Here is a 26,055-nt window from a genome sequence, read left to right as displayed (position 1 = left end):
CTCAACTCATGATTACAAGAGTTTGTCATAGTATAGAATAGAAATTGTTTCGATATTCTATGTAGCTACTCTTAAAGTTAAGGATTCACTAGCTCAGCTTGCTCTAACACAAGTTCAACTGCATCGGCTTGCTCATCTGGCGGGTAGCCAGTACGTTTCAATATCTGCTTAATTTTGAGGCGCATCTTAGCTCGCAAGTTTTTACGTTTAGCCCAATCTGGCTGAGCGCTTTTACGAATTTCCTCGGCAAGTTTGCGAGCAATTGTTAAGATATCTTCCTGCTTCATCGCTTCACGAGCAGATTCATTCGAACAAAGTGCATCAAAGAACGCTAACTCTTCTTTTGTAAGGTCTAGATCTTCACCACGATCTGCTGATTCTCTCAATTCTTTTGCAAGTTTGATCAGCTCTTCGATTACCACGCTAGTTTCTACTGAGCGATTACGGTACTTATCAAGTGAATTGCGTAACATTTCTGAGAAGGTCTTGTAAGCTACAGCGTTCTTAACAGTACGAGTTTTTATCTCATCTTGGATAAGCTTTTTAAGCATTTCAACAGCTAAGCTCTTGTGCTCGCTTTTCTCCACTTCAGCTAAGAACTCATCATCTAGAATGCTGATATTTGGCTTGTTTAAGCCTGCTGAATCGAATACATCAACAATATCGCCAGATACGATAGTCTCAGAAACAACCTGCCTTAGAGCTGTTTGAACCTTCTCATCAGACATACGCTGCTTTGATGTGGTAGATTTTTTAATCGCAGCACGCAGAGTCTCGAAAAAGGCAATTTCTTCTTTGATTTCTTTAGCTTCGTCCATGCTAGAGCAGAGACTGAAAGCTTTAGATAGAGACAAAGCCGCTTTATCAAAGCGCTTTTTACCATCTTCTAGTTTAAGAACATGGTTCATAGCACCTGCTAGCAGTCCTAGTGTATTAGTTTTAAAATCACTGTAATCAAAACCATGCATGATGCCACGACAAACATCTAACTTAGTCTTTGTCACAGCCATTGCTTCACTTAAATCAATGGTTGGAGAACCATTACCGCTTGCTGTGTAGTTGGCAATAGCATTGCGTAGCTCAGGCGCAATACCTAGATAATCAACTATTAGACCACCTTCTTTGTCTCGGAACACACGGTTAACACGGGCAATTGCCTGCATTAAGTTATGTCCTTTCAGCGGCTTGTCGATATACATGGTATTTAAACAAGGAGCATCAAAACCAGTTAGCCACATATCACAAACGATGACCAACTTAAGCTCATCATTAGGGTTCTTAACTCGCTTAGCAATTTTCTTCTGAATAGGCTTCTTGTGAATGTGTTTCTGGTATTTCTCAGGATCGTCAGAAGTCCCTGTCATGATCACTTTCATGCAACCCTTTTCAGGATCGCCATCAGCCCATTCAGGTTTTAGCTCTGCAATTTTATCGTAAACCTGAACGCAGGCTTCTCGACTGATGCAAACCATCATCGCCTTAGATAGTGACGTTTCTTCACGATCAGCAAAGTGATTGAGCATATCTTTAACAAGGCGTTCAACTCGGTCTTCCGCACAGATAAGCGCTTCTAAAGCTGCATTACGAGACTTAGTTTTAGCTTGATCATCTTCATCATATTCAGACACAAGATCATCAACTTTTTGGTCAACGTCTTCTTCTGTGGTGTTTTTATCCATATCTAGCTTGATAAGGCGACTCTCATAATAGAGTGGCTTTGTTGCACCATCCTTCTGAGCCTGTTCAATATCATATACAGAGACATCTTCACCGAAGACCACACGAGTATCCTTATCTTCCATCTCGATAGGTGTACCAGTAAAACCGATGAAGCCTGCATTAGGTAACGAGTCTCTCAGGTGTTGAGCGTAACCATACTTCATTTCGCTCGTCTTCTTGTCTACACGAGCTTTTAAGCCATATTGAGTACGATGGGCTTCATCTGCCGCTACAACGATATTATGACGTTCTGTGAGTGGTTTACAGCGAGTTTCGCCTTTAGGTGGTGAGAACTTTTGCATTGTTGTAAAGATAATGCCGCCTGCTTGACGATTGTTGAGCAGATCAATCAAATGATCTCTATCTTTGGCTTGTACTGGCGTATCATTTAAAAGCTCCGCATTTTCCGAGAATGTTTCGAACAACTGCTCATCTAAGTCATTACGGTCAGTAACAACGACAATCGTTGGATTATTCATTGAAGGAGAAGCCATCAGCTTCGCACTGTAGAACGTCATCGACAGAGACTTACCAGAGCCTTGCGTATGCCAGTAAACACCGCAACGTTGATCACCATCGTGCCTTGTCGCTCGAATAGTGCTTTCTACCGCAGCTCGTACACCGTGGAATTGGTGATAACCAGCGATTTTCTTAACCACCTTTTCGACATCAACTTCATACGAAATGTAGTATTGAAAATAATCAAGCAGCAGCTCTTGATTAAAGAATCCACGTACCATTACTTCTAGGGCTAACGTATCTTCTGTATCATCACGAGAGCCATCAATGGTTCTCCAAGGTGTAAAGCGATCACGATCAGCAGTTAAAGAACCGATATAAGCCTCAGTACCATCTGAAATGATCAATGATTCATTAAAGATAAATAGGTCTTTAATTGCACTCTTGTAAGTTTGTACTTGGTTGTAAGCACGCCACACATCAGCTTTAGTATCAGCAGGATTTTTAAGCTCTAGAACCGATATTGGTAAGCCATTCAGGAAAACGACAATATCAGGTCTACGATTGTCCACTTCGCCATTTGTCACACCGTTGACTGAGAACTGACGGATTGCTAACCAGTCGTTATCTTCATTCTCGAAATCAACGAGCATGACTCTATCACCGACAGGCTGACCATCTTCATCTTCGTAATCGACTTGAATGCCTTCGATTAATTGACGGTGAAAAATATGGTTAGCACGCTCGGTAGACGGTACGGTGGTAAGTAAGATGTCTATAGCTGTGTCAATACAAACTTCAGGAAGGTGTCCATTGATATCAATAAGAGCCTGACGCAAACGAGGTTTAAGCACGACATCCGATAGCGATTCTCGCTCTGGTGTACCACCTGTAGGCTCTAGTTCGCTACCGTTGATGGTTTGGTAGCCTATTTGGTTAAACCAGACCATACAATGGTCTTCTAGCATTTCTTCAGTTATTTTCATTGTTATATCTATTCTTTGTTATTGTTTTTATTGTTCTAAATAGTAATAAGCCTAGCCCTCTGACGAGAGCTAGGTCTTCTAGTTATACCGCTTCTGCAAACTCCTGTTTAGCCTCACCTACAGAAATTTGACCTGAGATCAATTTTGGGAGTAATAGATCACGAATTTTTTCCAGCGCAACAGAGTTTTCAGTGTTTGATGAAATCTTTGCAAACAAAGACGCTGTTATTTTATGAAAAGCTTTAATTACGTTTTCATCAGGCTGGGGAATTTGATACTCCCCAATTAACGCGCCACTCACACGTTGTCTGCCACTTGTACCTGTCATATTTTTGATAGCATAAGCTCTTAATTCATCGCTTCTTGCTAATAGATATGCATATTCCCTAGTGTATTCATTTTTAGGGTTCATAACTATAAACTCCGTTGATCCCCAAGCAATATCATTTCCAGGAATACAATTTACGTAAGCCGTTTTTCCGTTTTCTAAACAGGGAGTAATACGTGCGAGCAAAGTGTCATGGTTGATGAACTTAGTACCTGATTTAAATTCTTTAGAACTAACGCCATCAATACTCATTGATGATGTTGGGAGGACTTTCATATCAATATGATGAGTTACAGTCCCTTTCTTAATGGTTCTCTTAGGGTTGATGTTAATAAGGCTAGAGAGAGGCTCGATATTCCAGCCCTTCGGAATCATCCCCAACTCAGAGCTTTCAAATTCACTTGGAAACAAAGCTTGAATCTCAGGCGACAGACCATCAAAAAGCACGCCTTCTTTGTTCGCTTTTACTGGGTCAAAGTCGATAAACCATGATTTGAAGATGCGCTGGGCGATCTTTTCGAGGGTTTGGTTCATGGCTTTGTTGTTAGAGATAGCATCATCCAAAGAACCCAGAATTGAAGCCACTTTCACCTGCTTTTCAATAGTAGGAAGCTCTAGCTCGATTTTTCTAAGCTCGCTCTGCTTGATTCCTTTTACTGTTGAACCTGAGGATCGACCATCTAAAGCAGCTTGCATCTTAGATGACATAAGTAAGTATTTTAGATACGTGTTGTCCAAAACACCTTGTTTACCACGCAATGTCACAACACGTTGAGCGAGTGCCACATGACTATCAGTTAATTGTGCGACTTGTCCAAGTGGAGCTTCTACGGTTAGAACAACATCACCAACTTTTGGTAAGCCTCGAACCATCCAAGAATCATAATTTTCTGGTGCGATAAACTCATTGGGTTCTAATATCTCACCATTTTTTATAACTTTAGCAGTAATTAATGGCACACCTGATGTGGTTTTCTTAGGTGTTTTCCCACGATAATCTATCAATGCTTCGACTGCATCTTCAAGATTAATGCGACTAATATCAGATGTCATACCCAACCTCCGCAAGCGAAGCCTTGATTTGCTCATCAAAAGTCACAGACTTAGCAATTTGCCCTGATAGTTGTTCAGTTAAAATTGCCATATCTTCTTGGTATGATGCTTCGTCTTCCTCAACTTCAGCAGCACCCACATAACGACCAGGAGAAAGGACAAAACCTGTTTTTTGAATATCTTCCAATTTTGCTGACTTACAAAAGCCTGGAATATCAACATATTTACTGTCTTTTTCAGCAAATTCAGTCTTCGCCCACGCATGGTACGCTTGTGAGATTTCCATGATGTGTTCATCATCAAAAACAAGTTGAGCACGAGTCTCTAGGCGACCTAGATGACGAGCATCGATGAATAGTGTTTCACCTTTACGCTTCTTGTCTTTGTTGTAGATGAAGATACAAGAAGGAATTTGTGTATTAATGAACAACTTTGGTGGCAGAGCAACCATACATTCAACTAGATCATCTTCGATGATAGCTTTACGGATATCACCTTCAGTGTTTGCTGTTGAAGTCATCGCACCGTTCGCCATTACCACGCCTGCACGACCTGTTTCATTCAGGTGGTACAACATATGTTGCATCCAAGCATAGTTAGCGTTGCTATCAGTTGGTGTACCCCATTTCCAACGTACATCATTGGCAACTTTGCTTGCGCCCCACTTTTCTTGGTTGAATGGCGGGTTAGCTAGGATGTAATCAGCGCGAACGTCTTTGTGTAAATCATTTAGAAGTGTATCGGCATTCTCTTCACCTAGGTCAAAATCAAGACCTCGGATCAGCAGGTTCATCGCTGCCATTTTCCAAGTGGTATGAGTGTATTCTTGACCGTAAACACTTATATCGCCACGTTCACCGCCATTACGCTCCATGAACTTCTCAGACCATGCAACCATGCCGCCAGAGCCGATAGCTGGTTCGTATAAAATACCTCGTGTTGGGGCAATGATTTCTACAAGCGTTTTAACGATAGATTCAGATGTAAAAAATGCACCTGCATCAGCACCTTCGGCAAGAGCGAATTGCCCAAGGAAATATTCATACGCCAAACCCAGAACATCAGCAGATCGATGTTCACTGTTCGTGAAGCTTAAGGAGCTAAGCAAATCAACCAACTCACCTAATTTACTTGAAGGGATTTTAAGAAGACCAAAACCACGGTAAAGCATGCCTTTTAACTCAGGGTTGTGCTCTTCAATCGCTTTTGAGGCGTCATCAAGTACTTTTGCGTAATTAGTTTGTTTAGCGTTATCAACTAAGTATTCCCAACGTGCAATTTCTGGAACCCAAAAGATGTTCCCAGCTTCGTACAAATCACGGTCTTCCAAGTTCATCTCAAAAAACTCATGGTCTTCATCTTTTACCCATTCTTGAGCATCTTCACGGAATTCTACAAAGGAATCGCTAACATATTTAAAGAATAGAAGAGCAAGCACAGGGTGCTTGTATTCAGAAGGCTGCAATGCACCACGTAACGCAACGGCTGATTCCCACAACGTGTCAAAAAACTCTTTGTCACCAACGTTTTTAACCATTTTTTATTTCTCATCATAATCTGACTTTAATTACCAAACATCGTATCTCAAACAGGTTGAAATGTCCATTTGCGCTATGTAACATAGAAACGATAAAAATCTTAAAAAACAACAAATTATAAAAACATAAGAACAGTCAAGACGTATCGCCTTAGAGATAGAGCTTGATCTTAAGATGAAGCTTTATAAAAGAATGGACTTACTATGAAAAATTGGTTTTTAGCTAAGGCAGGACAGGACTTTCCAGAGTTGCTCCCCTAACACGAAGAGCGATGGGGAAATATCGAAATCAACAGCTAACGAATATGAAGCGTCAGCTTAAAGGAAGACTTAATGTTTTCTAAACCTACCTGACCTTACTCTAGACCTATAAATTAAAGGAAACTCAATTGGAAATTTCATCTCTTCATCTCAAAGGCTTCAGAAACTTCAATGATGCTTTAATCAATTTTAATTCAAGCACGTTAATCATTGGTTCAAATGATATAGGTAAAAGTAATATGCTCCATTCTCTTCGCATATTATTAGATAAGAGTCTTTCTGAAGCTGATATTGAACCCTCGGAGCTAGACTTCCACATTGGTTTAGATGGCACTTCTCAGTATGTAGAGATCACAATAACCTTTAAAGATGTGAAAGAAGATGCTGTTCTGTCGATTTTAAAAGGTAATGTAAATGACAATGGAGAAACAATTTTTCGCTACACGGCCAATAAGTCAGACCTCAGCTACAAGCTATGGGTTGGTCAATCGCTAGAAGATTTACAAGAAGTCACAAGTCGCTTTTACCTCAAGTACATTAACCTAAAGTACATTCAGTCACAGCGAGACTTAAATCGTGTTATCGCCAAAGAAAAGAAGCAACTTCTTCGTATTGCTCAACAAGTACTAAATGAAAACGATAGCCAAGAAGATGAAACTTTACTCACAGAAATAAGTACTGATTTAGCAAAATTAAATAGGAAAGTTGCCAAACTAAACTATGTTAAGTCAGCAACAGATGATATCAACAGTGAACTAAAAAAACTAGCATACCATAACTCAAATTATTCCGTTCAGCTTGACACTGGCGCTATAGAAGTAAATGATTTTATTGACAAACTACAGCTCGGTGCATCCACTGGTGGCGAAAGTGTCATGCTTGGTGGCGATGGACGCAACAATCAAATACTGCTAGCTTTATGGAAAGCAAAAAGCATAATTGAACAGGATATAGATCACGAGGTTGTTTTTTACGTGGTTGAAGAGCCTGAAGCCCACCTCCACCCTCATCAGCAGCGTAAATTAGCGACATACTTGATTGAAGAGCTTCCTGGACAGACCATTATATCGTCACACTCACCTCAAATTGCTACTAATTTCACTCCAGATTCTATCGTTCGCCTACTTTCATTTAAAAACTCAACTCTAGCTGCTAGTAATGGGTGTTCGCAATGTATTGCGGAAAGTTGGAAGAGTATGAGTTATAGAATGAGTATCTTACCAGCAGAGGCTTTCTTCTCTAACGGCGTGTTTTTGGTAGAAGGTCCATCAGAGATGCTCTTTTATCATGAATTAGCTAAGCAAATCGGAATAAACTTAGATTTTAAAAATCTATCTATCCTCTCTGTTGATGGCATTTCGTTCTCTGTATATGTACAAATATTAAACGCTTTAAACATTCCTTGGGTTATGCGAACTGACAACGACATCAACAAAATTAAAGGTAAAAGTCAGTGGCAATTTGCAGGAGCTAATCGTTGTTTAAGCGCTGCTAACCTCTCAAAACTAAAGCATAGTGATATTAAACTTTCACCTACCGATGCGTTTAATAATGGTACTTGGAGAATTGTATCGGATGCAGTGAATTGTAAAGGTATTTATCTTTCTAAAGTAGACCTAGAAACTGATCTAGTAACAGAGCTTCCTGAGTCAATAGTTAAAGCATTAGGAAAAAGTGATACAAATGGTGCTATTAAGTACCTACAGGGGAAAAAAGCACTTAGAATGCACCCGTTGCTTAAAAAGATTGATAACGATCTAGCTTCAATTACTTCAGGTGATTTGGCGAGACCACTACACAAATTAGTGGAAATGGTAAGGTAACGCTATGAAGCAGTTTAAGCTAACAGCGCAGCAACAAGAGGCGATTGATTACAATGGAAGTATGATTATTACGGCTTGTCCTGGTAGTGGAAAGACAACCGTTGTAACCGAAAAAATTAGACAATCCACCCTAAATTTACCTTCTTATAAAGGTGTCATTGCTATTACATATACTCGAAAAGCGAGCGCAGAACTGAAGCGTAAATGCACTTCGAATGCACATGACACCAAAGCAAGCTTTTTTGGGACAATCGATAGTTTTTGTTTCAAAGAAATTATTTTACCATTCTTACCGAGAATTTGGGGATCACCAGCTTTAGAATTAAGAGCAACGAAGAAGTTAATTAGTCCATACAATGAGTATTTAAACCAAGAATATAAATCTCCAACAACAGCAGATATTGTCAATGATCCTGGATTCAAAGCTTTATACGATGACGGTATTTTGTGGATGAACTCTTTTGCGGCTCTAGCGTTATTTGTTCTCAAGAATTCTTTAGCAGCAAGGCGTTATGTTTCTGCAAGGTATTCAAGCGTCTACATTGATGAGTATCAAGATTCATCTTTTGCTCAACATCAATTGTTCGTTGAGCTATTTCAGTTAGGATTAACTGCCACCGCAGTTGGTGATTCATGGCAAAGTATTTATGAGTTTCGTGGTGGTGACTCAAAGCTACTTTTGGCGTTGACAACAGATCCAAGATTCAAGCACTTCGTTATTGACAAGAACCATCGTTGTCACCCTTCTATCGTCAATTACGCTGAGCGATTGATTGATAGCAATGCTCAGTTGTTAAAACATGCCCCTGACGATATCAGAGTTCATCGCTCCTACCTCCAAGGTAATCTAACAAGTATAGGAAACGGTATATCTACTTACATTAATACATTGCTCAAAGATGGCAACATCAAACAAGCATCAGATGTTGGTGTATTAGCTAGAAAAGAGCAATCCTTACAGATGATTGCTAATGGAATGACCGTCAAGTATAGGTTATATAACGACAACCCTATTGATAAGCATGCTTCAACCGAGTGTGCCGATTTTTATACGGATTTATTATCTTATCGATATGGTGCGATTTCCACGATGCAAGACATAATTGATACCTATTTCGAGTCTATTGATCAAAAAAAACTATCAATCAATAACTTGAGAACAATGATCCAAAAATTAAAAGATGATCAAACTGTGGAAGAGTTGATTGATAAATTTAACCAATTAGCCACTTTAATTGGCATTAAAGATACAAGATCTACAGATACAGCACTAATATCGAAAGTTCATGATGAATCATTTTTGAAGCAGTTTAAATTAAAAGATGAAAATGAAGTACAGGTCATGACACTTCATAAATCCAAAGGGCTGGAGTTCAAGTATGTGTTTCACTTAGATCTAGAAGAATGGTCTTTTCCTCATCTGACACCTGGAAAATCTTGGGGGGAACAGACGTTCACTAATCTAGAACAAGATACAAACCTTCATTATGTGGGGATTACCAGAGCTGAAGAGCACTGCTTTCTCGTTAGAGCCGAATATAGACAAAACGCAAAAGGTAAGGATTCATACTCGAATCCATCATATTTTTGGACGTTACCACAGCTTGAAGGGTTGTATTCAGAATGAAGCTATTACCAAGCGTAAATGACAGGCAAGCAAATGCCAAATACTGAAAAAAAACAAAATACAAGTTCTATGGTTGCAATTGAGCATTTATTCACAGAGTTTCAATACGCACTTGCTCAATCAGAAGATAAGAATGTTGAAACATTCATGGAAAGGTTGCAGCAATTAGTTCTCGGTAACAATACGTTAATATTGAAATCGATTTCAGAATTACTGCAACTAAATTTTTTTGTAGATGACTACCAGCGTGGGTATAAATGGACAAAAGATCAGGTTGAAGATCTGCTTAATGATATTGATGAATTTAACACCACTCAAAGCGATTTTTATTGCTTACAACCTGTTGTAACAAAATATCATGCTCCAAAATATAACGAGGACAGCCCTCTATGGGAGGTTGTTGATGGTCAGCAAAGAATGACAACTAGTTATATGATCCTCTCATATCTTCAACATGATAAATTTAGCATTGAATATAGAACCCGAAAAAGCAGTAGTGAGTTTTTAGCTCATTACTTACCAAGCACATTGAAAATTACCCCTTGGGGTAACTATATCAAACAATTTGACTCGATTTCCGATGAGGAATACCCAACCCCTGCTCTATCACAGTTTGATTTGGATAATGTAGATAACTATCATTTTTATACAGCTTACCACACGATTTCAGAATGGTTTTCTGATAAAAGCGAAGAACAAAAACATGAATGGTTAGACAAGTTTCTAAATCATACAAAAGTAATCTGGTATGCAGTTGAGCCTTCGAATAATAACTTAGAATCCATTGATATTTTTATGCGCTTAAATAGTGGAAAGATTCCGTTAACAAACGCTGAATTAATCAAAGCTTTATTTCTGCATTTCGTCAGTTCCGATGAAGGAACGGAATTAATTAAGTTAAAACAATATCATATGTCGCAGCAATGGGATGCCATAGAACAGTCATTACAAACAAAAGACTTTTGGGCTTTCTTACAGCCTTTTAACAGTAACCAAAACTATACGAACCATATTGAATTATTATTTGATTTACTGACAAACAAACCCACAAAGCAATCTAAAAACACTGAAAGTGATAAAAAATATCATTCATTCAGTCATTACTATTTAATCCTGAAAAATATAGAGACAAAAACAGCCTTTATCGAACAGGAGTGGCACAAATTAAGACAAGGTTTCTACCGTTTGCAAGAATGGTATGACAATGACGAACTATATCACCTAGTTGGTTTTTTGATCACTCGTAAGATTTGTACAGTTCAAAAGTTATGGAAAATGTCTGAGGGTGTGACTAAATCTGATTTTATCGAGTCATTAAAAAGTCTTATCGGTATAGAACTAAAAAAATATTTTGTTGATGATAATCAAAAGCCATCTTTTAGCGCGTTACAATATGGTGGTAATCGTCAGCATATAATTTCTGTTTTTATTCTATTCAATATTGCAGCTCACAGGAGGCAAGGTACACGATTATCATTTAACTCTTACGCCAATACTCAATGGGACATAGAGCATATACATGCTCGAAACTCTCAAGAATTAGAAGATGCTAAACAGCAAGATATATGGCATGAATCTCAGGTACATATCTTAGCTTCAGAAGACATACCAGAGGAAACCAAAACCAATTTAAATAAACTTCTATCGAAATGGAACCAGTTAAAAGTGAGCGGTTCTAGCAGTCAAGAATTAAAATGTTCACAGAAAATTTATTTAACCCTACTTGATTCCGTGATAGGCACTATCGAAGAAGAAGAAATGGATGACCTTGATAACCTTTGTTTGCTGTCTTCTACAATCAATAGAGGTATTGGAAATTTAATTTTCACCCAAAAAAGACAATCAATATTGAGATATGAAAAATCTATGTGTAAAAACGGGACTCATCATTTTATCCCAATAGCAACAAAAAATGTCTTTTCCAAATTTTATAGTGAAAAAGTGGCGAATATGTACCAATGGTCTGCCAAGGATAGAAAAGCATACCGCAAAGAGATCATCGAATGCATTAATTATTACTGTGACATTGAGGGGTTGAAATGAGCATAAAATGCACATTCTGGCAATTACTTGACCTACATTCGATATGTATCCCCATAATCCAAAGAGATTATGCTCAAGGTCGTATAGACAGTAAATCGAGTCAGATTAGAACCGAGTTTATAGCTACTTTATTTACTATGGTTAGTGATATTGAAAAAAGTCAGGATCTTGATTTCATCTATGGGTCAGTAAAAGACGCTGACCTAATACTATTAGATGGACAACAAAGAATCACAACTCTATTTCTACTACATTGGTATATTGCAGCAGGTTCTGGTCATTTAGCTGAAGCTTCGAAAAAGTTGAGTAAGTTTAAATATGAAAACAGAATTACATCTAAAGAATTTACTAACTCACTACTGCAATTTGGAAGCGAGTTAAACATTCACAAGATTAATGGCTCACTTTCTGAAACGATTTGTGATGCTGGTTGGTTTTTTTCAGTATGGGAACATGACCCTACTATAAGAGCAATGCTAGTCGTTTTAGATGAAATGCATAACGTGTTTAGAGATTCACTTTCTTCTTGCTTGTGGCAAAGGTTGATTTGTACGGAAAAGCCACCAATTACCTTTCATTTCTTAAACATGGATAACTTTGCCTTAACAGATGAGTTATACATAAAAATGAATGCTAGAGGACAAGCTCTAACAGATTTTGAAAATTTCAAAGCTTGGCTGCAAGGTTATGTAAATCGTTCTGATGATATCGATTTAAAAGATGATTTCTGGCTAAAGCTAGACAAATCCTGGACAGATATTTTTTGGAAAATGAGACCAGAAAATGTTAATGAAGTAGACAATGTATATCAAGCATTTTTTAAAACAATAGCTCTTACTGAATTTGGCTTAATTATTGAAAATAAAAAAAATTCAGTTAAAGAATTCTCCAATATTGTAAATGATTTACGTAATAATTCGTACTTTGGTCATACGATGTATGAAGAACTAGCTTGCTTTTCTGGTGCTTCATTAAACAACACACATCGATTCCTTGATTTTATACATAAGGTTCTATTTCATTTTGATTGGAGTAACGAATTCTCAGCCAAAGAAAAGATTCTTGAGGTTTTTAACAATGGAATCCGAGAAAATGGCTATCTTGAGAAGGTTCGTTTTGCTTCACTCTACACATTTATTTCAGAAAATAAATCATTTGATAGCTTATCCCCTCTCTCTCAAAATGAATTAGATAACTTAAGTCATTGGCTAGGTGTGTCTGAACGATTAATTAATAATTCAACCTTCGACTCGGCTACTGATTATGTCAATGCCGTAAAGTCGCTATGTAGCTTAGCTAAACATTTAAACTCTCGTGTTTTTCCAAATTTGTCTAATTTAGAAAGTAAAGACATATCTTTTTTCAATGATCGTCAAAAGAACGAAGAGGTACTTAAAGCTCAGCTTATTTTAGAGAATCACGAATGGCTTGCCGCTTTTGATACTTACCATGAGCATTACTACTTCTATGGTCAAGTTGGATTTCTACTCGACTCTTGTAAAAATGAAAACTTATATTGTTTAGATAAATTTAAGACTAATGCTCAAAAATCTTCCGTTTTATTCTCGAAAGAAACCCTCAATAGGAAGGATTTCTTACTTCATCGAGCTTTATTAACGTTTGGTGATTATCTAGTATGGCAAGGTCGAAACAAAAGTTTTTGTAGAAACTCTCGGAGTAACGCTCGTGATCGGAATGAAAACTGGCGAAGTGTATTTAACGATAAAGAAAATAGACAAAAAATATTGTTCCAATTAATCAATGCACTTGACGTTGGTAATGAACTTGAAGGTATGACACTGCTTGTGAAAAGCTCTTCTATTTCCGACTGGAGAAAATGTGTTATTGATGAACCAGACATACTTAAAGAATGCAAAAGGATGTGCGCTCGCTTTAATTACGAAGGTAGTGAGATTTATCTTCTATGTAGCTCTAGGATGTCTGGCTACCACTATGGCTTATACAGCTACTATACTTTCCTAAAACTAAGTAAAATTAATTTAGATACTGACCACCCTATGTCTAGTTTGTTAGAGGGACTTGAATGCTATGATTATGTAACTGGCAGTAGTGAAGTGCCTAGTATCAACTTCAAATACAAAGGTGATAGCAACCTCTATTTTTATCTTTCTGACAAATTTACTTATGAACTATGGCAAGGGGACGAGGAGTTAGAATTTGATGAAAGTCATTCAATGAAAGCGTTAACCAAGTTCGCCTACCAGATTACAGGTTTAAGTGAATTGTCTGAACAATTAGAACCCTCAGACGAATTAGAGTAGAACCAAACAGGTTGCTGTGCGACCTGTTTTTATAAACTAACTTCCATGTGTTTTTTAGGTTTTTAACGCTATTTTGGCAGGGAAATTAAAAGTACATCTTCGAGTCATTAGATGTAAAATAAAGAACTGATTATTTACTTTTAATCTCTTAGCCCACATCAATAATATATATTTTTGTCTCTAATCGTGTATTATTAAATATCTGACGACAGGTATTATTACGCCATATTATCCTTGAGTTTATAAAGTTAACCCAAGAAATAATATTTTAAATCCGTTAGAAACATGATGCATTTTACCTATGTTTACAATCTATATTGAGGCAGTGTTTTTATTTTTGTTAATAAGGATATCTAGATTAAAAAACACCTATTCCCGTTGCTAGTGAACTACACTTAACCTATTCGAAATATATCTTAACCTTCAGCAATAATACTATTGCTATTAATTAACTTTATAAATCGATTAACTTAGTAGGCTATATGTCTCTAATAGGTATACTTATATAGAACAGTCAAGACGATGTATAAATTGTCTCATTTACACCCAGAAAATTAGTTGTGACAACTTAAATGATACTGTATCGTTTAAGTTGTACATATTAGACTACCGCGAGGCTTTTTATGACTATTAGGATCTACTTGAGGGCATCAACTTCTGAAGCAGACGCATTGCGAGCCAGAGAATATATCCACGAACAGGCTTTGCTAAATAATCTATCATTATTAAATTCTGTCGAATATATCGAGAATTACTCAGGACGCAAGGTCGCTCGACCCGAACTGACTCGTTTACTATCAGAGTCATCACCAGGCGATATTATCCTCGTTGAACAAATAGATCGATTAACACGCCTTACTTCTTCTAACTGGAAAACGTTAAGATCAGAAATAGAGCAAAAAGGCTTAAAGGTTGTTGCTTGTGATGTAGCAACTAGCTTTAAAGTCTTAGAGCAAACTCAAGATGAAATGCAACAAAGAGTGCTGGAATCAGTAAATTCAATGCTAATCGAAATCTTGGCTGCCACAGCCTCTAAAGATTACGAAGATAGACGTAGAAGACAGCGTGAAGGCATTGAAAAAGCTAAAAACCACGGTAAGTTTAAAGGCAGGCAAGCAAATCCAGAGACAGCTATAAAATGTGAGAAGGTTCACCGAATGGTAAATGCGGGAGTCGAAAAACTCCCTGAAGCTTTAAAAACATACAACTTAGGGCGTGCAACCTATTACCGATGGAAGGCTTCACAAACTCCAACCACCATAACAGCTCTGGATCATACAAGTCTTGTTTAAATAGGGTACAACGAGTCCCCTCTCCGTTCACAACATCAACTGAATGATACTTATGATAATTCATTTATGCTCAGTCCATGTGTTTAGCTCAGGTAAACACTCCTTCTTGTTTACCTGAGCTAAACGGTCAAGCACCAAGATTACCACACAATCTTCGAGTCACGGAGACATTTTAAAATCCTAGTTGCCGCATTTCGGACACAAAGCGAAAAGTCGCATAGCTAAACCGCATAATGAGCGATCCATAGGGATAAGCGAGGAGAGATAACAAAGTGATCAATAGTACTAATTTGAGATCCGTCCAAGAGCTAGGCTTTCATTAGCATCGCTGAGCGAAGCGAATCTATTCAATGAAAGCTGAACGAAAAGAACTTAACTCACTTCTCTATCATTGATGGTTCAGTTAAAACTAATATGATTATCAATTTTTTTTATTTGTGTGGCGAGTCACTCTGGCACTAATATAGGCTGTCTGTTTTCTATAGGCTAGAACAAATAATATCCCCAGCCCACAGATTACGATAGCCTCCATATTCTCAATGACCCAGGGGTACTGTAACGAATAAAATTCCCATATTTTCGCCCCACCTAAACACATCATCACAGAGCATAAAGTCCGAAACATGTTATTTTGTTCCGAAAGTGTAGCAATTAAGCCATCTTCTTTTGACGCTGGTAAATAATCCGCATAGTCAGCAAACTTAACAACTCGTAGCTTCTTAAGAGCAGGCTCAACAAAGACCGAACCCATACGACTGATTACCAAACCAAGAAAATAGTAAAAGAAAACACCTAGAACTAAATCATCCTGCCTTAGTGAAAAATGTGTAAGTTTTTCTAATAGAACGACAAACAATGCACCTGGAAACAAGTAATTAAACAAGTTATAAGATGAGATTTTAGTTAGTAACTCTTTCATTTTTAGTCAAAATTCCTGTTGTACCCTACTTGAAGGTTTATACCATCAGCTCCTTTGATTAGCATTACAAACGGTAGTGGCTGCTTTTGTTTCGTAACTTCTTCCAATGTACGCATATCAGTACTAGACTCTTTGGATGTAGAACTAGGATGAGAATGCCATGTTCCGAGAGGCAACAACATCTCATTACAACTTTCCATTAGCGCCTTAAACTCATTATCTTCATCAATGGGTTCTAGAGTTAGCCCAGTTGCAGTAGAAGTAAATTTACCTTTCGATGCAAACACTATTGAGATGCGATTTAGCTCCATATTCACTAAGCCACATAAGTAACCGCCAGCTTCTTTTGGCGCATATTCACTAGTGACCTTATCGCACTTCTCTGTCACAGACGAATGAACGGTAATATACCACTCTACACCATCAGCGTCAGCAATGGTTTGAGCTTCAAATATCAGTTCATCCTGCTTAGCTACTTGCATGTATCCCTGAGGAAGACCATCGTCATCTAAAACATTGATACCCAGCATTGATCTCGACTCAGACATTTGCTTTCTAATCAAAGGTACAAACGTTGAAGCATGGTTAAGTACTGAAGACCAAGGTAAAGCCAAAGTTTCACTACTACAACTTAAGCCTATTAGTTTAGCTTCTAGAGAGGCATCTCGAATCAACCAGTCACGTAACGCCCCAATCCGAGTCGAGGATAAGATAAGGTATGCATCAAGATCTAGGATATCTGCACCGTCCCCATTACTTTGCAAGCATTGTATTACACCAATTCGCCCGCTATCGGAAACATAAACTCGTGTTACTGCACATGAAGGACGCTCTTGCCATGATCCCATGAGATCTGAACCAGTAGTGTCTATAAGCAAATCGAGCTTAGAGCAAACGCCTCGTTCATTTTGAATTTCAAAGTGCTTATCGAAACCTTCAACTCCCTTTCGATGCTCTTCACTCAACTGTTTTAGCCGCTCCACAACCATTCTCGCTTTAGTTGACAACACTGGTGTTTCAAAAGTGGAGTCGATACAAACATGACGAGCAGAATTGTGTAACTCTATGCTATCCCTATCCCACTGTTTGATTTTGTATACACCAGATCTCGCTAATTGATCTGAGATTGCAGATCCCAACGCACCTGCACCGATAAAACCTAACGAGCCACCGTTGGGTTCAACCCCAGATATTTGGGCTAACTCTTCTGGATTCATTCGAGAGCGTAGCGATAAAAAGTCTACCTGAATTTCTCGTTTACGATAGTGGATTAGAAACGGAAGCAGCTCAACTTTTCTACACTCTTCATCTTTAGAAAGCCCCATTATTTCTGAGATCATCGCCTTAGGTCTGCGTTTGGCAATAACAACTATAACTGCTCGCTCTTCATTGAAGCGAGAAAACTCAGACTCAACAATCTCAATAAAGTCGTTATAAATGTCATCGCATGCAAACGCTTTAAGATCAGCTAGAGATTCTATTTCACGGCTATCATTAATATCATTGGCATAACTATGGCTTGGTACTAAGACAAACGTGTTTAGGTGTTCAAGCTTCTCTCCCTTAACGCTTACCTGCTTCGTAACACATTGACCGTTTTTCCTTGCGTTAACATAGCTATCAATATTTTTAAGGTTAATAATTGCTTTGCTGGCTGAAACACCAAATGGCGTCCCCTTGAATCTACTAAAACAGACTTTTGTCTCAAGCTGTAATAGCATCCCTGCGCTCTTAGGGTTGCATATCATCTCTTGCAACTTCGGTGCATTTGTAACTAGGCTTGCACAACTCGTTCGAGGGGATGGCTCCCAACCATCAGTATTTAGATCTCCCAAAGATGCGTCAACCAACCACTCTTGTAGAACGTCAATAAGACTTTCAATACCTTTCTGTATGTATAGAGCTTTAGTTCCACCTTTACGCCATAAGCAGATCGAGACTGGGGAAGTCAACTTCGTTGGATTTAAATGTGGTAGATGTCGAGGGAAATCATCTCGAATCGCCAGAACATCAGGCGCACCTCTTGCCTCAGTTTTAGCGTAACTTAACGTTATTTTTTCTGGATTATGAATTCGCTTATCGTGAGCTTGAGGGTAATGAGGGAAATGAATATCAAAACAAACATCAACCGACTGTTCCAATATGATAATAGAAGAGAGCAGCACGTCTTCGTGCTGCTCTAATACCCTAACATCATAACCAATCCAATCTGGTAGTTCTGGCATATTAATTATCCATATGTAGTAGGCTTGTTGACTGCGGTAGCTTTAGTAGCATTATTACTTTTTGATTTCTTCTCTAGAGTTATACCGTTATCATTCAAAGTAAACACCACAGGAGCTGTTTTTTCTTCATGCTCTGCTGTACAGAAAAAACGCTCTTTGGATTCATCTGTCTCAGAAGTTTTTAGTATTGAAATCCACTTATTCTTGGCTTTGTAATGAGGTGGATTATCATCATCCCGTTTAATTTTTTTAGAAGAAGATACTACGAATGCTTTTCCCAACGGATGATTAAGAGCGTTAATAGCCTTGTCATTATCTACGTAGTCGCTATTTTTATCTGTCTTGTCTTCTTTTTTTGCTAAAGGAGTCAAACTACAATGATGTGGTGCAGTACACAAATGCCAATCTAGATCTTCAGCTTTGTAGTCAGTATCAAGGCGCTCCCAAACTTCACATTCAGCATCACCACCTAAAAGAATCTTGGTACTATTTTTATCACCACTATAAATCCAACGCACGACCACGCTACTGTTATTACGGCTTTCACCATCAGCCTCTTCACCGTTTGGGGCTAAAACTTTGCCTTTAAGTTTGGTTCCCATCGATAAGTTATCACCTTCTTTGACTACTTTTAAGCGATTCCCATCCTTATCTGCGTCAACTGTACCTATGAGCCTGTTACGGCGGCGAATTTCGTTTAATATCGCTCGTGACTGATCTGTTTTATCTTCTGTCAATGCTCGTTCAGAGCATGCAATTTCACAAACTAGTAACGTATTTCCATCGTTTTTCCAGTTGACTGGAGTGCCACAATGAAATACGTCAGAAAAGCCCAACACATGATCTTGATCTTGATGAGTAGACACATAAAGACTTAGCTTATTGTCTGAGCATGCGTCTTTAATATCATCAAAAATATCATAAACATCATCATCTGAAGTACGGTACTTAATGTCCGTAAGAACTGACTTATAACCCGACTTGATTAAAATGCTATCGCCATTATCAACTGGTAAGTACTTAATATAATCTGCCATAACCACTCCTTGTCTATCATTGATTTAAATATCTTTAAAGTGATGAATTACCTGATTACTAGAGCCACGCCACAGTAATCCAGGATCATAACTATCTTGCTCGAATTTCCCATCAATAAGCACATCTATATTTTCCACGATCGCCTGCTGTTTTGGGTTTAATTCAGCTAAGGTGTAACCTGTCCACATCCAAATATCTTTGTCTGAACATTCTTTTTTTACTCTTAAAACTAATTGGTAAATTTGTTCTAAGTTAGCAGGATGAAGAGGATCGCCGCCAGATAAAGATAAACCACGTCTCTTTATACGTTTATCTTTAAGATCAGCAATTATCTGCTCTTCGATCTCTTGGGTAAACAGATGACCTGAATTAGGGTTCAATGTAGATTTATTGTAACACCCTCTACAATTGTGTTCACAACCAGCCACGAACAGGGTACAGCGAGTACCCTCTCCGTTCACTACATCTACTGAATGGTACTTATGGTAATTCATTTAGCCTCACTACATGTGTTTAACTCTTCGAATCACTTCTTCTTGCTTACCTGAGTTGAACGGTCTTGCATCAGGAGAACCTAGGTAGCCACAAACTCTTCGGGTTACTGATACTTTCTTCGAGTCATGATTACCACATTTTGGACACTCAAAACCTTTACTCGTACAGTCAAATTCACCTGTGAATCCACATTCATAACACTCATCAATAGGAGTATTAGTTCCGTAGTAAGGCACACGAGAATAGCTGTAGTCCCAAACATTTTCTAAAGCTTCAAGATTGTGTTGCATATTCGGGTATTCGCCATAACAGATAAAACCACCTGATGCTAAAGCAGGGTATGGCATCTCAAAGTCAATCTTGTCATAAGGATTCACTTTCTTTTCAACATCCAAATGGAAACTATTTGTGTAATAGCCTTTATCTGTAACGTTTTCTAACACACCAAATTCTTTAGTGTCTAACGAGCAGAATCGAGTACAAAGATTCTCAGAAGGAGTGCTATATAAACTAAAGCCCCACCCCGTTTCTTTCGTCCAAGCCTCTGTCGCATCTTTAAGGCGCTTAACAATAGCTATACCCTTTTGACGTAACTCTTCACTATCGTAAATGTGTTCTTCAGAGTTAGCGTATAAAGCATTAATCGTTTCATGGATGCCAATGTAACCCATTGATACTGAAGCTCGGCCATTTTTGAATACATCCAAAACTTCATCTTCAGGATCTAAACGAACTCCAAGAGCGCCCTCGGTATACAAAATAGGAGCAACTTTTGCTTTAACTCCTCTCAAGCGATCAATACGTGTCTCAAGAGCTTTTCTAACCAATGCGATACGTTCATCTAGAATTGTGAAGAACTTATGTTCTTCACCTTCTGCTTCCATAGCAATACGAGGTAGATTTAGACTTACAACGCCAAGGTTGTTACGACCCTCATGAATTTCATTGCCTTGCTCATCAACATATTTACCTAAGAAGCTACGACAGCCCATTGGAGCTTTAAATGAACCAGTTACTTCGACAACTTTGTCATAATTCAGAATATCTGGATACATGCGCTTAGTTGAACACTTTAATGCCAACTGTTTAATGTCGTAGTTTGGATCTTCTTGTTTATGATTAATTCCGTCTTTAATCGTAAAAATTAACTTCGGGAACACCGCTGTTTTCTTGCTCTTACCCAGACCAGCAATTCGATTATCAAAGATAGCTTTTTGGATCAGCCTAGATTCCCACGATGTTCCTAACCCTATGTTTATACTTAAAAAAGGAGTCTGACCATTGCTCGAAAATAGCGTGTTGATCTCATATTCTAGTGATTGAAAAGAATCAAACACCTCTTTTTCTGTTAACTCTTTTGCATACGCTTTCGTATCAGGAATATTCCATTTTTCAGCAGTTGCAAGATGCTTTGCATAACTGGCTGTAACGTAAGGTGCTAAAACTTCATCTAGGCGATTTAACGTTGTACCACCGTAGGTATGACTTGCTACTTGCGCTACGATTTGCGCTGTAACTGCGGTGGCTGTTTGAATTGACTTAGGAGTCTCAATCTCAGCGTTACCCATTCGAAAACCATTCGTCAACATATTTTCTAAGTCAACAATCATACAGTTAAACATTGGGAAGAATGGCGAGTAATCAAGATCGTGATAATGAATTTGACCAATGTCATGTGCTGACACGACATCACGTGGCAGCATATGATTTTTAGCGTAGTGTTTAGATACAATACCTGCTAATAAATCACGCTGAGTTGGTATAACTTTACCATCTTTATTTGCATTTTCGTTTAATAGCTCAGCATTACTTTGTTCGATTAAGCCTGAAATTTCAGAGCTAAGAGCACTAGCTTTTTCACGCTTGATATCTCTATCGTGTCTGTATTCGATATACGCTCTAGCAACATCCTCATCATGATGCATCAATTCAGATTCTACTAACTTCTGTATATCATTAATTTTGATTTCAGCTTTCTTCATCAGTTGCTCCGCTACATTTGCGGCAACAATATCGCTCAAATCAAGTTTTACAGAACCTACCTGCTCGGCAGCAGCTTGTACGGCATATTTAATCAGTTCAGGATTAAACTGCACTTTCGCCCCATCACGTTTAATAACGATAGATTTAGTTACTGGTTTCATGATCATTATTTTGTCCTACGTAATTGGATTAAGCTGCAATAGCAAGAAAGTTAGCGTCATTTGCTGCAAAAATGTGAGAGTACTCTCGCATAACTTTTAATGCTGGATAGGAAGATAGATTAGACTCATCAAAGCCTTTTAATACTGGGGTTATGTAATCTAGCTGAGGAACCGTGAGCTTCTGAGACATACATACACCCACATCATTTGAAAAAACTTCTACCACATAATGTCCGTTTGCGGTATGCAGTGTGTTTACTTCGTATTCTAAAGATTGGAATGCGTCGTAACATTCTTTTTCCGTGCGAGAGCGCGCAAATGCTTTAGGATCATGAATATCCCACTCTTTCGCCACTTCTAAATGTTTTTCGTAACTGCTCATCACGTACGGTTCAAGCACTTCATCAATACGGTTGATGGTGGTACCGCCGTAGATGTGGCTAGCCACTTGCGCGATGATTTGCGCGGTGACCGCTGTCGCTGTAGAAATTGATTTTGGTGTATCAATCTCAGCATTACCCATCTTAAATCCATGTGTTAACATGCCTTTAAGATCGATAAGCATACAGTTAAACATTGGGAAAAACGGTGCGTAATCAAGATCGTGGTAGTGGATATCGCCTTGCTCATGAGCTTGTACGATGTCACGAGGAAGAATATGTGTTTTGGCGTAGTGCTTAGCCACGATGCCCGCTAACAGATCGCGCTGAGTTGGGATCACTTTGCCATCTTTGTTGGCATTCTCATTCAACAGATCGGCATTTGATTGCTCAATAAGGCCTTGGATCTCTTGGTTAAGAACACTTTTCTTCTCTCTCGCTTTATCACGATCATGGCGATACTCGATGTAAGAACGAGCCAGACCTTTATATGGGCCTTGCATAAGTTCATTTTCGACTAAGGTTTGGATTTGCTGGATATCCACTTCGTGGCTACCCGCCAGTTGTCCCTCTACCTGCTTTGCAACGTCTTCAGCATAATCCGATAGGCACTGATCAACATCTGATCCTGCACTTTTGATAGCTTCGACAATGCGATCTTTGGCGAAAGGGGCAAGAGAACCGTCTCTTTTTAAAACAACTGGTTTCACAATTTCTCCTTACCCACAGCATATACACAGATACACTATATAGGGTATTTAATTTGATATTCGACACTACATATTGTGGGCGTATTTAACGAGATGTGCCACACTTTTTTATTGATTTAGATCAAAATAAAGGTCAAGTGTCCTTTTTTAGGGCCGATCTTTTGCGAGTAAATTACTCCACTCACAGAACAAAAAAAAACGTATTTTTTTTTTAGTATGGGTTGCAATTTTTAAAGTACTTTTGCGATGGGCGATGAACGGGGATGACAACTTTTGAAAATAATATTTAGAAAAAAAGCACTTGCATTTACTTGCTATATGTTGCTTCTAATATGTGTGTCCGCAAGTGCTTATGCGGTAGATTTAAAATTAACCACTTGGAATTTAGCCTGGCTTTCTACGCAAAGTTATCCACAGTTTGCCGAAAGTCAGCGTGACAAAAATGACTTTTCCACCCTCTCTCGTTACTTGCAAAACATTCAACCGGATCTACTCGCTTTTCAAGAAGTCGACAGTATTGAGGCCATTCAGCGCGTAGTGGGCAGGCAATACACTGTGGTGCTTTCTGAGCGTGCACTTGCTAAACACTCCGCCAAGCAATTTGGTGACATCAATCAGTACACCGGAGTTGCCTTTAAAAAAGACCTTAATGTAATTGAACACCCCGACATTGATTTAAATGTCGAGCGAGGCGGTAAACTGCGATTTGCTACTTACATCGAAATCGCATCCGCAATCCCATCTGCAAAAGCCCCCACACACATTCACCTGCTCTCAGTGCATCTCAAAGCCGGTTGTAAGGGCAAGAAGAACCGCAACCGCTCTTGCGACATAGTGCAAAAGCAAGCACAAAAGTTAAACCAATGGATAGTACAACGAGAAAGTCGCGGGCAGTCTTATATCATTTTGGGGGATTTCAATCATAACCTTGCTTATAAAGGCGACTGGTTGTGGAAAACCCTCACCCATGACACTCACAAAGCGCAACTTGCCAGTAAAACCAGCCAAGCTAAATGTGAAATACGCTCAAACCGTAACCCAAATCAAACCCATAGATTTAGAAGCTTGATTGATCACATCATCGTCAGTTCGGATTTAAGCTACTCGCTGCCGAAACAGAATATGTATGCTAAGCAAGATGTGCTGAACTATCAGCTTAGTGATCACTGTCCAGTGTCGTTTTCTTTGGAGGATTAATTATCTTTGCAGGATTAAATAGAGGCTAGCAAGTGCGCCCTGTTTTGTTTGCAGGGCGTTATACAAGTGATGTGAAAGAAGATAAAAATACTCTAACCCATATGCCGAAGGATCTCATCGCGATTCACCACAATCAATTGCTGGCGCCCGACCAGCGTATCCTCATAATCTAGGTATACATTCAGCGCATACAAGGTATAGCGAAGCAGCGCCACACGACATGGCACAATAAATGTGCCCTGTTGCATGTCATATTCATATTGAATGATCGCTTTTTGCTTATCTGAAAGACGCGGATCGGGCGCAAATACAATATCGACACTGCGTTGCCACTGAGTGTCCTGTTGTTTGTTATATGGTGATCCATCAAGAAGCGTCAATGTCCCTTCAAATCGACTTAAAATGAAATCTCGGTACTGTTGATTTTTTTCACAATAAGCACGAACGTGCCAGCGCAATGGCGTACACACAATAGAATGAGGCGTGATAACACGTTTTTCGGCAACGGGTTGGCTCATGGAGCGATAGGCGATCTCTAGCCTTAATTCTCCTTTTGCGGCTAGCAAAATTTTCCGTACATGTTCAGCATTAACTTCGCGCACAGGGATAGGCAACGAACATGCCGCTCCGCCCGTAAACTCCATCGGCGCGAAGATATTGGCATTGGCTTCCTGACTTGCCAGCAAATTCAAAAACTCTTGAGCATGACCGGTAATGAACTTGGCAGAAAAACACTCGCTGGGTACATAGCCTTTAAGACTGCTGTCGTAAATAAGATTGGTCTTAGAGATATGTTGGATATAAAAGTTGATATCTCTTGAGGCTTGCTGACGACCAATACCAAAGCTTTCACACAAATGCTTGGTCGTTAAGCGACCTTCCCAATAGGCAATTAACTCTATTAGCCTAAACCTTTGGTGTTGATCCCACTTCATAAAACCCTCTGTACATCAGGATATGTCTACTTTGCCGCATATCATATTTCTAGGCGGTAATTTAGCATAAGCGGTATTTGATGTGTGATTCAAGGATCATAAGTTATTGTCTAATAAACGTTTTATTTCACATTTTCAAGGTACACTACTCAGTCTCGCCATTAATGTGCGTCTAGCATTATTCACTTTAATTTAGTGACCCTGTCACCAAAAACAAACCCTGTTAGCATTGTAACCACAAACAACACTGCCTGAATATTGCCACTGCCTAACGATGAAATAACCGGTCCAGGGCAAATTCCCACTAATCCCCAACCAATGCCAAAAATACTCGCACCAGTGAGCAAACGTTTATCAATGGCATTGTTAGTGGCTAACGAAAAGCTCAAACCAAGCACAGATTTTTCTCGTTTCTTAATCACCAAAAGATAGACAGGCAAAAATACGCTAAGCGCACCGCCCATAACAAAGGCTAAACTTGGGTCCCAATTGCCCGCGACATCTAAAAATCCAATCACTTTAACCGGATCGACCATACCGGATACCGCCATACCTAAACCAAACAACACGCCAGCGATTAAAGACACTATTTTAAACATGAT

At 38.8% G+C, this 26,055-nt stretch carries 16 protein-coding genes and 1 pseudogene; 6 read left to right on the top strand and 11 right to left on the bottom strand.

The genetic code is table 11. The features are described 5' to 3' along the window. Positions 1-77 precede the first annotated feature (77 nt). The 3 genes from VHA01S_RS07510 to VHA01S_RS07500 all read right to left on the bottom strand — a co-directional run bounded on the left by VHA01S_RS07510 (position 78) and on the right by VHA01S_RS07500 (position 6,082). Positions 78-3,164, bottom strand: coding sequence for a type I restriction endonuclease subunit R (locus VHA01S_RS07510; RefSeq protein ID WP_084309092.1), 3,087 nt, complete (start codon positions 3,162-3,164; stop codon positions 78-80). An 82-nt stretch (positions 3,165-3,246) separates the two neighbouring features. Continuing rightward, the gene (locus VHA01S_RS07505) at positions 3,247-4,545 is read right to left on the bottom strand and encodes a restriction endonuclease subunit S (protein ID WP_023403755.1); all 1,299 of its coding nucleotides are present in this window, start codon (positions 4,543-4,545) and stop codon (positions 3,247-3,249) included. Beyond that, entirely contained in the window at positions 4,535-6,082 is a 1,548-nt protein-coding gene (locus tag VHA01S_RS07500; RefSeq protein ID WP_023403754.1) for a type I restriction-modification system subunit M, read from the bottom strand. Before VHA01S_RS07500 ends, VHA01S_RS07505 begins: the two co-directional genes overlap by 11 nt. Before the next feature lie 389 nt (positions 6,083-6,471). Between VHA01S_RS07500 and VHA01S_RS07495 the strand changes: the two genes are divergently transcribed. From VHA01S_RS07495 to VHA01S_RS07475, 5 genes are all read left to right on the top strand, one after another. Next, on the top strand, positions 6,472-8,166 hold the full coding sequence (locus VHA01S_RS07495; RefSeq protein WP_023403753.1) for an ATP-dependent nuclease: 1,695 nt from the start codon (positions 6,472-6,474) through the stop codon (positions 8,164-8,166). 4 nt (positions 8,167-8,170) lie between these two features. Then, positions 8,171-9,793: a UvrD-helicase domain-containing protein gene (locus VHA01S_RS07490; protein WP_023403752.1), complete on the top strand. Its 1,623-nt coding sequence runs from the start codon at positions 8,171-8,173 to the stop codon at positions 9,791-9,793. 33 nt (positions 9,794-9,826) lie between these two features. After that, positions 9,827-11,836, top strand: coding sequence for a DUF262 domain-containing protein (locus tag VHA01S_RS07485; RefSeq protein ID WP_023403751.1), 2,010 nt, complete (start codon positions 9,827-9,829; stop codon positions 11,834-11,836). After that, a complete protein-coding gene (locus tag VHA01S_RS07480) occupies positions 11,833-14,118 on the top strand; it encodes a DUF262 domain-containing protein (RefSeq protein ID WP_023403750.1) in 2,286 nt (761 codons plus the stop codon). Before VHA01S_RS07485 ends, VHA01S_RS07480 begins: the two co-directional genes overlap by 4 nt. A 623-nt stretch (positions 14,119-14,741) precedes the next feature. After that, complete coding sequence (locus VHA01S_RS07475; protein WP_084309090.1) at positions 14,742-15,410, top strand: recombinase family protein; 669 nt, start codon at positions 14,742-14,744, stop codon at positions 15,408-15,410. Between the two features lie 421 nt (positions 15,411-15,831). Here VHA01S_RS07475 and VHA01S_RS07470 read toward each other — a convergent pair whose 3' ends face one another. The 6 genes and pseudogenes from VHA01S_RS07470 to nrdD (VHA01S_RS07445) form a co-directional block, all read right to left on the bottom strand. Further along, positions 15,832-16,329, bottom strand: a complete 498-nt coding sequence (locus tag VHA01S_RS07470; RefSeq protein WP_023403748.1) for a hypothetical protein — start codon at positions 16,327-16,329, stop codon at positions 15,832-15,834. Positions 16,330-16,331: 2 nt separating this feature from the next. Further along, positions 16,332-18,554 (bottom strand): ThiF family adenylyltransferase, encoded by a 2,223-nt coding sequence (locus VHA01S_RS07465; RefSeq protein WP_023403747.1) that lies wholly within the window; start codon positions 18,552-18,554, stop codon positions 16,332-16,334. Positions 18,555-18,559: 5 nt separating this feature from the next. Next, complete coding sequence (locus tag VHA01S_RS07460) at positions 18,560-19,591, bottom strand: ComEC/Rec2 family competence protein (RefSeq protein ID WP_023403746.1); 1,032 nt, start codon at positions 19,589-19,591, stop codon at positions 18,560-18,562. 24 nt (positions 19,592-19,615) lie between these two features. Further along, positions 19,616-20,086 (bottom strand): anaerobic ribonucleoside-triphosphate reductase-activating protein, encoded by a 471-nt coding sequence (gene nrdG, locus VHA01S_RS07455; protein WP_023403745.1) that lies wholly within the window; start codon positions 20,084-20,086, stop codon positions 19,616-19,618. A 9-nt stretch (positions 20,087-20,095) separates the two neighbouring features. Then, the gene (gene nrdD / locus VHA01S_RS07450; RefSeq protein ID WP_039970398.1) at positions 20,096-22,231 is read right to left on the bottom strand and encodes an anaerobic ribonucleoside-triphosphate reductase; all 2,136 of its coding nucleotides are present in this window, start codon (positions 22,229-22,231) and stop codon (positions 20,096-20,098) included. A gap of 175 nt (positions 22,232-22,406) precedes the next feature. Beyond that, positions 22,407-23,321: pseudogene (gene nrdD / locus VHA01S_RS07445) on the bottom strand (anaerobic ribonucleoside-triphosphate reductase); the annotation flags it as partial. A 273-nt stretch (positions 23,322-23,594) separates the two neighbouring features. Here nrdD (VHA01S_RS07445) and VHA01S_RS07440 point away from each other — a divergent pair. Further along, a complete protein-coding gene (locus VHA01S_RS07440; protein ID WP_023403742.1) occupies positions 23,595-24,518 on the top strand; it encodes an endonuclease/exonuclease/phosphatase family protein in 924 nt (307 codons plus the stop codon). A gap of 92 nt (positions 24,519-24,610) precedes the next feature. On the opposite strand, the gene VHA01S_RS07435 is transcribed toward VHA01S_RS07440, so the two are convergent. Both VHA01S_RS07435 and VHA01S_RS07430 read right to left on the bottom strand, forming a co-directional pair. Continuing rightward, positions 24,611-25,453, bottom strand: a complete 843-nt coding sequence (locus VHA01S_RS07435) for a BrxR family helix-turn-helix transcriptional regulator (protein ID WP_023403741.1) — start codon at positions 25,451-25,453, stop codon at positions 24,611-24,613. A gap of 182 nt (positions 25,454-25,635) precedes the next feature. After that, positions 25,636-26,052: a YeeE/YedE family protein gene (locus tag VHA01S_RS07430; protein ID WP_023403740.1), complete on the bottom strand. Its 417-nt coding sequence runs from the start codon at positions 26,050-26,052 to the stop codon at positions 25,636-25,638. Positions 26,053-26,055 lie beyond the last annotated feature (3 nt).

Origin of the sequence: Vibrio halioticoli NBRC 102217 (assembly GCF_000496695.1) — a bacterium.
GTDB classification, from domain to species: Bacteria; Pseudomonadota; Gammaproteobacteria; order Enterobacterales; family Vibrionaceae; genus Vibrio; species Vibrio halioticoli.
The sequence above is the reverse complement of the archived record's forward strand: the minus strand, read 5'-3'. Positions and strand labels throughout refer to the sequence as shown.

Bases quoted from the DNA above. Each gene is read 5' to 3' on its own strand.
- VHA01S_RS07475 (WP_084309090.1), top strand. From the start codon at position 14,742: ATGACTATTAGGATCTACTTGAGGGCATCAACTTCTGAAGCAGACGCA.
- VHA01S_RS07460 (WP_023403746.1), bottom strand. From the start codon at position 19,591: ATGGCAGATTATATTAAGTACTTACCAGTTGATAATGGCGATAGCATT.
- nrdD (WP_039970398.1), bottom strand. From the start codon at position 22,231: ATGAAACCAGTAACTAAATCTATCGTTATTAAACGTGATGGGGCGAAA.
- VHA01S_RS07465 (WP_023403747.1), bottom strand. From the start codon at position 18,554: ATGCCAGAACTACCAGATTGGATTGGTTATGATGTTAGGGTATTAGAG.
- nrdG (WP_023403745.1), bottom strand. From the start codon at position 20,086: ATGAATTACCATAAGTACCATTCAGTAGATGTAGTGAACGGAGAGGGT.
- VHA01S_RS07480 (WP_023403750.1), top strand. From the start codon at position 11,833: ATGAGCATAAAATGCACATTCTGGCAATTACTTGACCTACATTCGATA.
- VHA01S_RS07470 (WP_023403748.1), bottom strand. From the start codon at position 16,329: ATGAAAGAGTTACTAACTAAAATCTCATCTTATAACTTGTTTAATTAC.
- VHA01S_RS07505 (WP_023403755.1), bottom strand. From the start codon at position 4,545: ATGACATCTGATATTAGTCGCATTAATCTTGAAGATGCAGTCGAAGCA.
- VHA01S_RS07510 (WP_084309092.1), bottom strand. From the start codon at position 3,164: ATGAAAATAACTGAAGAAATGCTAGAAGACCATTGTATGGTCTGGTTT.
- VHA01S_RS07430 (WP_023403740.1), bottom strand. From the start codon at position 26,052: ATGTTTAAAATAGTGTCTTTAATCGCTGGCGTGTTGTTTGGTTTAGGT.
- VHA01S_RS07500 (WP_023403754.1), bottom strand. From the start codon at position 6,082: ATGGTTAAAAACGTTGGTGACAAAGAGTTTTTTGACACGTTGTGGGAA.
- VHA01S_RS07485 (WP_023403751.1), top strand. From the start codon at position 9,827: ATGCCAAATACTGAAAAAAAACAAAATACAAGTTCTATGGTTGCAATT.
- VHA01S_RS07490 (WP_023403752.1), top strand. From the start codon at position 8,171: ATGAAGCAGTTTAAGCTAACAGCGCAGCAACAAGAGGCGATTGATTAC.
- VHA01S_RS07435 (WP_023403741.1), bottom strand. From the start codon at position 25,453: ATGAAGTGGGATCAACACCAAAGGTTTAGGCTAATAGAGTTAATTGCC.